We start from the raw sequence: 12,257 nt of genomic DNA, 5'->3' as shown, positions 1-12,257 counted from the left end.
GCTCACAGGTCGCGACGCCAGAACAGTTCATGTCGGCGCACCGCCTTGCGGAAGAATTCATTCTCTCCGTACGGCGATGGGCGGCGCCCTGCCAGCCAGCGTTGCAACGCACGGCGCAGGCGACGCTTGAAGGGGGGGGCAGGTTGCAGGTCATGCATCATGCCCAGGGCCATGGCCTTGTCGCGCTGGGTGTCGATATCCAGCACCAGGCTGCAGGGTGCCCAGGCTTCGGCGGCTTGCAACTGCGGCGGCAGGGCGACGCCATCACCGCTGTCGCCCATCGGCCAGCGGTCGTTGTCATGCAGGTGGTTGGCGTAGCACAACAACGTTTCAGGCTGCCACGCCAGGCCTTGCAGCGCCTCGAGCACTGCGGCCTGGGCACAGATGTGGTCCGGGTGCGGATCGAGCACCGGGTGCGGCATCACCAGCACCTGGGGCCGGGCCATCTCGAACAGGGCACGCAGGTCGGCCAGCAGGTTGTGCCAGCTTGGCGCACCATCGACATCGGCCGGCAGCGGGAACGGATTGAAACGGCGGAAGGGACGAATGTCGGCCAGGTCGGCTTCACGCGAGCCCACCGGCAGATCCGGCGCAGCCTGCATGACTGGCAATTGCAGGCAGAAGTAGCCCAGCTGCACGCAATGCGACTCCGGCACGCCTGCCCAACGTGGCACGGCGATGCTATCCCAGGCGCGCAGGCGGCCCTTCAGCCTGGCCGCCTCAGCCTTGGCCAGGCCCATGGCCTGGTAGTGTTCGGCCTCGATCTCACCGGCAGTCAGGGTGACAACCCAAGCTTCGTCGGCCTGGCTGTAGAGCCCATAGGCCGCCAACTCGGCGTCGTCGGCATGGGGGGCAATGACCATCACTCGGCGGTTGCGCAGCTTGACCGCTGGGGTTATCCACAAGCGCGCTGACTCTTTCAATCGGCAATGCCGACCACGCAGACGCAACGTGCCGGCCGCCAATGGTTCGGCCAACCCGGTCAGATTGAGGAATCGCACTCCGTTGACGCCACGCTCGAACGTCTGCACGTCGCTGGCGGCCCCCGCCAGCAGCTCGACGCGAGGATCAAGGAAACGCCCGAGCCAACGGCTCCGAATACCGATTTCAAGGATCAGTGTCTCGTCACCTTGCAGTGCAACATCGGTCTGCAGCAGATCGCCCCGCAGGCTCGCCGCGACTTCGCGAGTGTCCTTGGCAAAACGGTAAGCGTAGTCTTCGCCCGGCGAGTAGAACAGGTGATCGGCGAACCAGGCCTCGTGCGCCCCCCACAGCAGCGCCAGCAACAACAGCGGTAACCACCACACACCCAACACGCCCAACGCAACCAGCAGCACCAGGCCCACCAGCAGCACCAGGCGCTTGTTGCGCCGGTGGCGCTTGAGCAACTGCTGCTTGCGGCTCACGACTGGAACACCGGTACAGGGTTGCACCAACGGTCCTTGTACTCACGGTCCGCACGACCGAACGAGAACCGCAATGCCTTGCCGCGGGCCGTGGCTTGCTCCCAGGCAGACTGGGTGTTTAGGAAGCTCAATACGCTCCCAGGGCTGAAGGCCTTGGTCTCTGGATCGACCCCGCCGTTGACGTATTCGACGCTGATCCATTGCGGCGCCTCGACGCGATACACCAGTTGAATGGCGATGGGCGCCCCGTCGAGGAACAGCACCGATCCGACCAGCAGCTCGCGCAAGCGCTCGACCACCTCGGCCATGCGGGCCGCGCCGGTGGCCGGGAAGCCCCAGCGACGCTGGAACAAATCACAGTACATCGCGGCGACCTCGGCTGCAGTGAAATCGCTGATCGGTCGCACCTGACCGCCCGCCTCTTCCAGCAAGCGCAGCTCACGACGCTGGTTGTAGCGGAACTTCTTCGACAGGTCCTCGTGGGGACGTGCCATGGCCAACTGCTCGGGTTGTGCCTTCAAGCCGGCGAAACGCCCCTGGTTCAACTCCGACAGGTAGCGACCGGCGTGGCGCAGCGGCGCCCCGGCATCGGCGGCGGCCGGCAGGATGATCTCGGCATTGCCCAGGTCGAACAGGCCTTTCTTGCCTTCGCGCTTGAGCACGTCCTTGGACAGCGCCAGGTGGCGCCCCCAGGTCGGCAGCGCGGCCTTGAGCTCGGCGCCCTGGAACCAGCCCAGGTAACGCACCGGGATCCCGGCCAGGTCCGCCAGTTGCTCGATCACCAACGGGTGCGTGGCGACACTGCCGCCATAACGCTGCCAGGCGTCGCTGTACGCGGCCACGTCGATCACTTGCCAGCCGCGTTCGCGCCAGGCCTTGAGATGATTGAGCATCAAGCCTCCGCCTTCAGCGCGCGGACTTGCGGCAGTTTCCAGAAGGCATCCCGCACCGCCTGGTCGCTGAAGCGCTGCTGCAGACGCTGCAGCATATGCCCGGCGCATGCCTCGCGCTGCTGCGCACCCAGGCCGGCCATGTGCTTCAGGCCCTGGGCCAGCTGCGCGGCATCGCCCAGCGGGAACAGCACACCCACACCCTCGACCACTTCCCGGGCGCCGCCACAGGCGGTGGCCAGCACCGGCACGCCAGCGACCATGGCTTCGAGCAAGACCATGCCAAACGGCTCATGGTCGGAGCTCAGGGCGAACACGTCGAAAGCGCGGAAGTAACGGCGGGCATCCGGGACCTGGCCGAGGAAGTCGACCTGGTCGGTGATGCCCAGCTCAGCGGCCAGGGCCTTGAGTTTCGCCTCGAGACGCCCCTTGCCCAGAATCGCCAGGCGCGCGCCGGTCGGCAGCCCCGGCAAGGCTTCGGCAAAGCCGCGCAGCAGCGTGGCCTGGTCCTTGTCCGGATGCAGGCGACCGACGTTGCCGACCACCCAGGCACGTTCATCCAGACCCAGTGCACGGCGCGCCTCGTCACACGGCACCAGGCTGGCCTGCAGTGCCTCGACGTCGATGCGGTTGTACAGGGTCTGAATACGCTCGGCCGGCCACTGGCCCAAGCAGCGACGCATGTCGTCACGCACCGCGTCCGACACACCGAGCAGGCTAAGGCGCTTGCGGAACAGGTTGGCGAACAGCCGCCGCCCTTTGCGCTCATAGTCGCCGAAGGCATGGTGCACGCCGATCACCGGCAGGCCGGTCCCGAGCAGCGCGACATAGATCGGCTTGAAGCGGTGGGCGATGCAAAAGCTGAAATTGCGCTGCGCGGCGATCTTGCGCAGCGCGCGGATCGCGCCCAGCTTCAGGCCGCGCACGGCCTTGGAACTGAACTCGAGAAACAGCACCTCGTCCGAGGCACAGCCAGCCGCGACCTGCGCGTCCGCTGCCCCGGTGAGGAACACGGTAGTGACCTTGTAGCCGCTGCCTTGGAACAGGCTGGCGTATTGACGGGCACAATCGAGGAACGGCCCGTCATAACCATGGCAGAACTGCAGGATGCGCGGTTCAGAGCGGCTGGTCATACGGCGCGGCGCCTTCCTTGACCACCAGGATGTCTTCCATGATCAGGTACTGCAGGTCCGAGCCGAAGAACATGTTCAGGGCGTCGGTCGGCGAGCAGATCATGGGTTCGCCGCGGCGGTTCAGCGAGGTGTTCAACGACACGCCGTTGCCGGTCAGGTCTTCCAGCGCCTTCATCATGTCGTAGTAGCGCGGGTTGTACTCACGCTTGAGCACCTGGGCGCGCGAAGTGCCGTCCTCGTGGACGACTTCCGGCACGCGGGTCTTCCACTCCTCGGCGACTTCGAAGGTGAAGGTCATGAACGGCGCGGGGTGATCGATCTTGATCATCTGCGGCGCGACAGTATCGAGCATCGACGGGCAGAAAGGTCTCCAGCGCTCGCGGAACTTGATCTGGTGGTTGATGCGGTCGGCAACGCCTTCCACGCTCGGGCAGCCGATGATCGAACGACCACCCAGCGCACGCGGACCGAACTCCATGCGGCCCTGGAACCAGGCCACCGGGTTGCCATCGACCATGATCTTGGCGATCTGCTCCGGCATGTTCTCCAGCTTGCGCCATTTCGGCTGGCTCGGGTGACGGGCACAGGCGGCGATCACGTCTTCATTGGAATACGCAGGGCCAAGGTAGACGTGTTCCATCTTCTCGACCGGCACGCCACGGGCGTGGGACACGTAGGCGGCCGCGCCAACGGCGGTACCGGCGTCGCCGGAGGCCGGCTGGACGAACAGCTCCTTTACATCATCACGGGCGATGATCTTCTGGTTCAGCTTGACGTTCAGCGCGCAGCCGCCGGCGAAGGCCAGCTTGCCGGTCTCTTTCAGCGTGTCGCCCAGGTAATGGTCGATCATCTGCAGGGCGAGCTTCTCGAACAGCGCCTGCATGCTGGCGGCGTAGTGGATGTAAGGCTCGTCGGCGATGTCGCCTTCGCGTTTCGGACCCAGCCACTCGATCAGCTTGGGCGAGAAGTAGAAGCCCTTGCCCTTCTCTTTATAGCGGCGCAGGCCGATGACGTTGGCGTATTCGGTGTTGATCACCAGCTCGCCGTTTTCGAAACTGGCCAGGCGCGAGAAGTCGTACTTGCTGGCATCGCCGTATGGCGCCATGCCCATGACCTTGAACTCGCCATCGAGCATCTCGAAGCCGAGGAACTCGGTGATCGCGCCATACAGGCCGCCCAGCGAGTCTGGATCGAAGAATTCCTTGATCTTGTGGATCTTGCCGTTTTCGCCATAGCCAAAGAAGGTGGTGGCGTACTCGCCCTTGCCGTCGATGCCGAGGATCGCGGTTTTCTCTTTGAAACCCGAGCAGTGGTAGGCGCTGGAGGCATGGGCCAGGTGGTGCTCGACCGGCTCGATCTTGATCTTCTTCGGATCGAAGCCCAGCTGCTCCAGGCACCAGACGATCTTCTTGCGGTAGCGCTTGTAGCGGCGGTTACCCATCAGCAGCGCATCGAGGGCGCGGTCCGGGGCGTACCAGTAGCGCTTGGCGTAATGCCAGCGGGCCTTGCCGAACAGGCTGATAGGGGCGAACGGAATGGCCACCACGTCGACGTCAGACGGCTTGATGCCGGCCTGCTCCAGGCAGAACTTCGCCGACTCGTAGGGCATGCGGTTCTTCGCATGCTTGTCACGCACGAAGCGCTCTTCTTCGGCGGCGGCAATCAGCTTGCCGTCGATGTACAGGGCCGCGGAAGGGTCATGGCTAAGGGCGCCGGACAGGCCAAGAATCGTCAGTGCCAAGGGTCTAGCCTCTCAAATCGGTATGAAGTGCGCCAACGGCCATTCGGGCGGATGGCGGCTAAAGGGCGGGATTATAACGCAAAGATGGTCAGGCGCGATGCACTCGCGTGGGAGCGGGCTTGCCCCGCGATAGCGGCGGATCCACCGGCGCCATCGCGGGGCAAGCCCGCTCCCACGAGGGTCACATGCCGTTAGGCTATTCGGCGATCAACCAGTCCATGCGCAAGCTGCCAGCGGTCTGCGCCAGCTCCTTGGCCAGCCACGGCAGCAGCGTCTTGAGCTCGTCCTCCAGGCCCCACGGCGGGTTGGCGATGGCCAGGCCCGAGCCGTTCAGGCCCTGCGGGCTATCCTGGTGGTGCACGTACAGCTCGACCCGCAGCAGCTTCGGCGCGCCGGTGCTGGTCAGATCTTGATAGAAACGGGTCAACGAGCGCTGGTCCTTGATCGGATACCAGATCGCCGCGACGGTCTGGCGCATGCGACCGATCGCCTCTTTCATGGCCACGGTGCAGCGCTTGAGCTCGTCGGCCTGCTCGAACGGCGGGTCGATCAGCATGATGGCGCGCTTTTCCTGCACCGGCAGAAGCGCCCGCGGGATGTGCCAGCCTTCGCCCAGGTGAACGGTGACCCGCGGATCCTTCTTCATGTTCTCCTTGAGCAGCGCCCCATCTTCAGGGTGCTTCTCGTTGAGCAGGGCGCGGTCCTGCTGACGCATCAAACGACGCGCCAGCTCGGGCGAGCCCGGGTAGAAGCGCAGCTCGCCATCCGGGTTCAGGCGCTTGATGATGCGCAGGTAGTCGGCGGCCGCTTCCGGCAGGTCGTCACGATTCCACAGGCGGGCCACGCCCTCGAGGTACTCACCGGTACGGCTCGCCTGGTCGCCCTGCAAGTCGTAGAGACCCAGGCCAGCGTGGGTGTCGATGTAGGCGAATGGCTGTTCCTTGCGCGACATCAGGGCGATGAGGCGGGTGAGCACGATGTGCTTGAGGACGTCGGCGTGGTTGCCGGCGTGGAAGGCGTGACGATAGTTCATGAGGACTCCTGCGGGGGCAACAAGTTTACCTTGCCTTGCAGCCGGCAAAAAGCATCGCGGGGCAAGCCCACTCCCACAAATGCCCGAGGACACGTGGGAGCGGGCTTGCCCCGCGATAGGGACAACGCCGATTCAGCAGGCGTTATTTGTCAGCGTGATACGCCGCGTCAGCAGTTTCAAAACGCGAAACCATGCTGTTCGACGGGCTGCCCAGCTTGCTCACCACGAAGATGGCGATGCTGGCGAACAGGAAGCCCGGGATGATCTCGTACAGGCCCATGTCCACGTAGTTTTTCCACAGGATCACGGTCAGCGCGCCGACCACGATACCGGCCAGGGCGCCATTACGGGTCATGCCCTTCCACAGCACCGAGATCAACACCACCGGACCGAAGGCGGCACCAAAGCCGGCCCAGGCATAGGCCACCAGGCCCAGCACTCGGTTTTCCGGATTGGAGGCCATCGCAATGGCGATAAGCGCGACAGCCAGGACCATCAGGCGACCGACCCAGACCAATTCCTGCTGCGAAGCGTTCTTGCGCAGGAAGGCCTTGTAGAAGTCCTCGGTCAGGGCGCTGGAGCACACCAGCAACTGGCAGCTCAAGGTACTCATCACAGCGGCCAGGATGGCCGACAGCAGGATACCGGCAACCCAAGGGTTGAACAGGATCTTGGCCAGTTCGATGAACACGCGCTCGTGGTTCTCGGTGACCGGACCTGCCAGGTCAGGATGCGCCGAGAAGTAGGCGATGCCGAAGAAGCCCACTGCGCAGGTACCGGCCAGGCACAGGATCATCCAGGTCATGGAAATGCGGCGGGCGTTGGCGATCGACTTCACCGAGTCGGCGGCCATGAAGCGCGCCAGGATGTGCGGCTGCCCGAAGTAGCCAAGACCCCAGCCCATCAGCGAGATGATGCCGATGAAGGTCGCGCCCTTGAACATGTCGAAGTGCGCCGGGTTCACCGCGTCGATGGCAGCGAAGGTCTGGTCGAAGCCGCCAGTGGAAATCAGCACGATCACCGGGGTAAGGATCAGCGCGAAGATCATCAGCGAAGCCTGCACGGTATCGGTCCAGCTTACGGCCAGGAAACCACCGATGAAGGTGTAGGCGATGGTCGCGGCGGCACCGGCCCACAGGGCGGTCTCGTAGGACATGCCGAAGGTGCTTTCGAACAGACGGGCGCCGGCAACGATGCCGGAAGCGCAGTAGATGGTGAAGAACACCAGGATGACGATCGCCGAGATGATCCGCAGCAGGCCGGTCTGGTCTTCGAAGCGGCTGGAGAAGTAGTCCGGCAGGGTCAGGGCATCACCGTTGTGCTCAGTCTGCACACGCAGACGGCCGGCGACAAACAGCCAGTTCAGGTAGGCGCCGACGGTCAGGCCGATGGCGATCCAGGCCTCGGAAAGGCCCGCAAAGTAGATGGCGCCCGGCAGGCCCATCAACAGCCAGCCGCTCATGTCCGATGCGCCGGCGGAAAGCGCGGTAACCACGCTGCCGAGACTACGGCCGCCGAGAATATAGTCGGAAAGGTTCTTGGTGGAGCGATAGGCGGCGAAGCCGATCAGCACCATTGCCGCAATGTAGATCACGAAGGTGATCGTTAGTGGATTGCCCATGAGTTGTGCCCTGGCGTTGTTTTTATCTCTTGCGACCGCCGTGCACGACGGTTGCACCCAGGCGGCGAATCCTATGCAACAACATGAACGAGGTGCAACCATTTTTCATTTGCAAGTTGCACCCAGCCATGGTTTTTCGGATAAAGCCCCTTTTTTGCTCCTTTTCGGAGCAAACGCAGCGTTTTACATAAGCAAAAGCAGCAAAAAAGACCGTTTCGGCTGTAAGGAAACATCCTTCAGACGAGTTGCACCTTTACCGTGAAGATTTCGGGTTGCACCCGGTTGCACCCGAATTGTCCTACAGGCTAATCTTGCCTTCAGCTTAGGCCACATCCGTGACCAATAACGAGGATAAGAAATGGCGACGACCACCCTTGGGGTTAAACTCGACGACCCGACCCGTGAGCGACTCAAAGCAGCTGCGCAGTCCATCGACCGCACGCCGCACTGGTTGATCAAGCAAGCGATCTTCAACTATCTCGAGAAGCTCGAGGGTGGCGCCACCCTGAACGACCTCAACGGCCATGCCGCCGCTGGCGACGACGCCGGCGAAGTCGCCGCCGACCACGCCCACCAGTGCTTCCTGGAATTCGCCGAAAGCATCCTGCCGCAGTCGGTACTGCGCTCGGCGATCACCGCCGCCTACCGCCGCCCCGAGCAGGAAGTGGTGCCGATGCTGCTGGAGCAGGCCCGCCTGCCGGCCGCCCAGGCCGAAGCCACCAACAAGCTGGCCGCGAGCCTGGCCGACAAGCTGCGCAACCAGAAGAGCGCCGGCGGCCGTGCCGGCATCGTCCAGGGCCTGCTGCAGGAGTTCTCGCTGTCCTCCCAGGAAGGCGTGGCGCTGATGTGCCTGGCCGAAGCACTGCTGCGCATCCCCGACAAAGGCACCCGTGACGCGCTGATCCGCGACAAGATCAGCACCGGCAACTGGCAGCCGCACCTGGGCAACAGCCCGTCGCTGTTCGTCAACGCCGCCACCTGGGGCTTGCTGCTGACCGGCAAGCTGGTCAGCACCCACAACGAATCCGGCCTGACTTCCTCGCTCACCCGCATCATCGGCAAGAGCGGCGAGCCGATGATCCGCAAGGGCGTCGACATGGCCATGCGCCTGATGGGCGAGCAGTTCGTCACCGGTGAGACCATCGCCGAGGCCCTGGCCAATGCCAGCAAGTTCGAAGCCAAGGGCTTCCGCTACAGCTATGACATGCTTGGCGAAGCCGCGCTGACCGAGCACGACGCGCAGAAATACCTGGCGTCCTACGAGCAGGCGATCCACTCGATCGGCAAAGCCTCGCACGGCCGCGGCATCTATGAAGGCCCGGGCATCTCGATCAAGCTCTCGGCCCTGCACCCGCGCTACAGCCGTGCCCAGTACGAGCGCGTGATGAACGAGCTGTACCCGCGCCTGCTGTCGCTGACCCTGCTGGCCAAGCAGTACGACATCGGCCTGAACATCGACGCCGAGGAGGCCGACCGCCTGGAGCTGTCGCTGGACCTGCTCGAGCGCCTGTGCTTCGAGCCGTCGCTGGCCGGCTGGAACGGCATCGGTTTCGTCATCCAGGCCTACCAGAAGCGCTGCCCGTACGTGATCGACTACGTCATCGACCTGGCCAAGCGCAGCCGTCACCGCCTGATGATCCGCCTGGTGAAAGGCGCCTACTGGGACAGCGAGATCAAGCGCGCCCAGGTCGAAGGCCTGGAAGGCTATCCGGTCTACACCCGCAAGGTGTACACCGACGTTTCCTATGTTGCCTGCGCCCGCAAGCTGCTGGCCGTGCCAGAAGCCATCTACCCGCAGTTCGCCACCCACAACGCCCACACCCTGTCGGCCATCTACACCATCGCCGGGCAGAACTACTACCCGGGCCAGTACGAATTCCAGTGCCTGCACGGCATGGGCGAACCGCTGTACGAGCAAGTCGTGGGCAAGATCTCCGAGGGCAAGCTGAACCGTCCATGCCGCGTGTACGCACCGGTCGGCACCCACGAGACCCTGCTGGCCTACCTGGTCCGTCGCCTGCTGGAAAACGGCGCCAACACCTCGTTCGTCAACCGCATCGCCGACCACTCGATCTCCATCCAGGAACTGGTCGCCGACCCGGTCGCCAGCATCGAGCGCATGGGCACTCAGGAAGGCAGCATCGGCTTGCCGCACCCGCGCATCCCGATGCCGCGTGAGCTGTACGGCAGCGAGCGGGCCAACTCGGCCGGCATCGACATGGCCAACGAACACCGCCTGGCGTCGCTGTCCTGCGCCCTGCTGGCCACCGCCCACAATGACTGGAAAGCCACGCCGCTGCTGGCCTGCGCCGCCAGCGAGCAGCCGGCCACACCGGTGCTCAACCCGGCCGACCACCGCGATGTCGTGGGCCACGTGCAGGAAGCCACCGTCGCCGACGTCGACAACGCCATCCAGTGCGCACTGAACGCCGCGCCGATCTGGCAAGCCACCCCACCGGCCGAGCGCGCCGCGATCCTCGAACGCGCCGCCGACCTGATGGAAGCCGACATCCAGCCGCTGATGGGCCTGCTGGTGCGCGAAGCCGGCAAGACCTACGCCAACGCCATCGCCGAAGTGCGCGAGGCCGTGGACTTCCTGCGCTACTACGCGGTGCAGGCACGCAACGACCTGCGCAATGACAGCTGCCGCCCTCTGGGCCCGGTGGTGTGCATCAGCCCATGGAACTTCCCGCTGGCGATCTTCTCCGGACAGGTGGCCGCGGCGCTGGCCGCCGGCAACCCGGTACTGGCCAAGCCGGCCGAACAGACCCCGCTGGTCGCCGCCCAGGCCGTGCGCCTGCTGCTGGAAGCCGGCATCCCCGAAGGCGTGCTGCAACTGCTGCCAGGCCAGGGCGAAACCGTCGGTGCCGGCCTGGTCGGTGACGAGCGCGTCAAGGGCGTGATGTTCACCGGCTCCACCGAAGTCGCCCGCCTGCTGCAACGCAACATCGCCGGACGCCTGGACAACCAGGGCCGCCCGATCCCGCTGATCGCCGAAACCGGTGGCCAGAACGCCATGATCGTCGACTCCTCGGCGCTGACCGAGCAGGTGGTGATCGATGTGGTCTCCTCGGCCTTCGACAGCGCCGGCCAGCGTTGCTCGGCCCTGCGCGTTCTGTGTCTGCAGGAAGACTCCGCCGACCGCGTGATCGAGATGCTCAAGGGCGCCATGGCCGAAAGTCGCCTGGGCAACCCGGAGCGCCTGTCCGTGGACATCGGCCCGGTGATCGACGCCGAAGCCAAGGCCGGCATCGAGAAGCACATCCAGGGCATGCGCGACAAAGGCCGCACCGTCTACCAGGTGGCCATCGCCGAAGGCGAGGAGATCAAGCGCGGCACCTTCGTGATGCCGACCCTGATCGAACTGGAAAGCTTCGACGAGCTCAAGCGCGAGATCTTCGGCCCAGTGCTGCACGTGGTGCGTTACAACCGCAAGGACCTGGACCAGCTGATCGAGCAGATCAACGCTTCCGGCTACGGTCTTACCCTGGGCGTGCACACCCGCATCGACGAGACCATCGCCAAGGTGGTGGACAACGTCAACGCCGGCAACATGTACGTCAACCGCAACATTGTCGGTGCCGTGGTCGGCGTGCAGCCGTTCGGCGGTGAAGGCCTGTCGGGCACCGGCCCGAAAGCCGGCGGCCCGCTGTACCTGTACCGCCTGCTGTCGACCCGCCCGGCCGACGCCATCGCCCGCCACTTCCAGGCCGACGATGCGCGCAGCAAGGCCGACACCACCCTGCGCGACCAGCAGCTCAAACCGCTGACCACCCTCAAGACCTGGGCGGCCAGCAGCCAGATGAGCGACCTGGCCGCGCTGTGCGAGCAGTTCGCCGAGCAGTCGCAGAGCGGCATCACCCGCGTGCTGCCAGGCCCGACCGGCGAGCGCAACACCTACACTGTGCTGCCTCGCGAACACGTGCTGTGCCTGGCCGACAACGAGGCCGACCTGCTGGCCCAGCTGGCGGCGGTACTGGCCGTGGGCAGCTCGGCGGTGTTCCAGGACGGCGAGCCGGCCAAGACCGTGCGCGGCCGTCTGCCGAAGGAGCTGCAGGCGAAGATCAAGCTGGTGGCCGACTGGAGCAAGGGCGACGTGGCCTTCGACGCGGTCATCCACCACGGTCACTCCGACCAGCTGCGCGGTGTTTGCGAGCAGGTGGCCAAGCGTGCCGGCGCGATCGTCGGCGTGCACGGGCTGTCGAGTGGCGATCACCAGATCGCCCTGGAACGCCTGGTGATCGAGCGGGCGGTGAGCGTGAACACCGCGGCGGCGGGTGGTAACGCCAGCCTGATGACCATTGGCTGACGCTGACGGTCGGTGAACGGAGAAGGAGAGCTCAGGCTCTCCTTTTTTGTGGGAGCAACTGTCTTGCCGAGATTTCTCAACCTGGCAGCCCTCACCTAATCAGGAAAAGCCAGCGCAACTAAAG

8 protein-coding genes are annotated in these 12,257 nt (G+C 64.8%); 2 read left to right on the top strand and 6 right to left on the bottom strand.

Going from position 1 to position 12,257, the window contains the following annotated elements:
* Window positions 1-2 precede the first annotated feature (2 nt).
* From K5H97_RS02770 to putP, 6 genes are all read right to left on the bottom strand, one after another.
* A complete protein-coding gene (locus K5H97_RS02770) occupies window positions 3-1,406 on the bottom strand; it encodes a PIG-L deacetylase family protein (protein ID WP_028688301.1) in 1,404 nt (467 codons plus the stop codon).
* On the bottom strand, window positions 1,403-2,299 hold the full coding sequence (locus tag K5H97_RS02765; RefSeq protein ID WP_028688302.1) for an antimicrobial resistance protein Mig-14: 897 nt from the start codon (window positions 2,297-2,299) through the stop codon (window positions 1,403-1,405). Before K5H97_RS02765 ends, K5H97_RS02770 begins: the two co-directional genes overlap by 4 nt.
* Window positions 2,299-3,429, bottom strand: coding sequence for a glycosyltransferase (locus tag K5H97_RS02760; protein WP_028688303.1), 1,131 nt, complete (start codon window positions 3,427-3,429; stop codon window positions 2,299-2,301). Before K5H97_RS02760 ends, K5H97_RS02765 begins: the two co-directional genes overlap by 1 nt.
* On the bottom strand, window positions 3,413-5,170 hold the full coding sequence (locus tag K5H97_RS02755; RefSeq protein WP_028688304.1) for a carbamoyltransferase family protein: 1,758 nt from the start codon (window positions 5,168-5,170) through the stop codon (window positions 3,413-3,415). Before K5H97_RS02755 ends, K5H97_RS02760 begins: the two co-directional genes overlap by 17 nt.
* 196 nt (window positions 5,171-5,366) lie before the next feature.
* Window positions 5,367-6,203, bottom strand: a complete 837-nt coding sequence (locus tag K5H97_RS02750; protein ID WP_028688305.1) for a 23S rRNA (adenine(2030)-N(6))-methyltransferase RlmJ — start codon at window positions 6,201-6,203, stop codon at window positions 5,367-5,369.
* A gap of 142 nt (window positions 6,204-6,345) precedes the next feature.
* Window positions 6,346-7,824 carry a sodium/proline symporter PutP gene (putP, locus tag K5H97_RS02745; RefSeq protein ID WP_028688306.1) on the bottom strand — a complete coding sequence of 493 codons (1,479 nt, stop codon included), beginning with the start codon at window positions 7,822-7,824 and terminating at the stop codon, window positions 6,346-6,348.
* Here putP and K5H97_RS02740 point away from each other — a divergent pair.
* Both K5H97_RS02740 and putA read left to right on the top strand, forming a co-directional pair.
* Complete coding sequence (locus tag K5H97_RS02740) at window positions 7,823-8,086, top strand: hypothetical protein (RefSeq protein WP_143496106.1); 264 nt, start codon at window positions 7,823-7,825, stop codon at window positions 8,084-8,086. The genes putP and K5H97_RS02740 overlap by 2 nt on opposite strands.
* A gap of 96 nt (window positions 8,087-8,182) precedes the next feature.
* Entirely contained in the window at window positions 8,183-12,133 is a 3,951-nt protein-coding gene (gene putA / locus K5H97_RS02735) for a trifunctional transcriptional regulator/proline dehydrogenase/L-glutamate gamma-semialdehyde dehydrogenase (RefSeq protein WP_028688307.1), read from the top strand.
* The last annotated feature ends 124 nt before the right edge of the window (window positions 12,134-12,257 follow it).

Origin of the sequence: Pseudomonas mosselii (assembly GCF_019823065.1) — a bacterium.
GTDB classification, from domain to species: Bacteria; Pseudomonadota; Gammaproteobacteria; order Pseudomonadales; family Pseudomonadaceae; genus Aquipseudomonas; species Aquipseudomonas mosselii.
The sequence above is the reverse complement of the archived record's forward strand: the minus strand, read 5'-3'. Positions and strand labels throughout refer to the sequence as shown.

Bases quoted from the DNA above. Each gene is read 5' to 3' on its own strand.
- K5H97_RS02765 (WP_028688302.1), bottom strand. From the start codon at position 2,299: ATGCTCAATCATCTCAAGGCCTGGCGCGAACGCGGCTGGCAAGTGATC.
- K5H97_RS02740 (WP_143496106.1), top strand. From the start codon at position 7,823: ATGAGTTGTGCCCTGGCGTTGTTTTTATCTCTTGCGACCGCCGTGCAC.
- K5H97_RS02760 (WP_028688303.1), bottom strand. From the start codon at position 3,429: ATGACCAGCCGCTCTGAACCGCGCATCCTGCAGTTCTGCCATGGTTAT.
- putA (WP_028688307.1), top strand. From the start codon at position 8,183: ATGGCGACGACCACCCTTGGGGTTAAACTCGACGACCCGACCCGTGAG.
- putP (WP_028688306.1), bottom strand. From the start codon at position 7,824: ATGGGCAATCCACTAACGATCACCTTCGTGATCTACATTGCGGCAATG.
- K5H97_RS02750 (WP_028688305.1), bottom strand. From the start codon at position 6,203: ATGAACTATCGTCACGCCTTCCACGCCGGCAACCACGCCGACGTCCTC.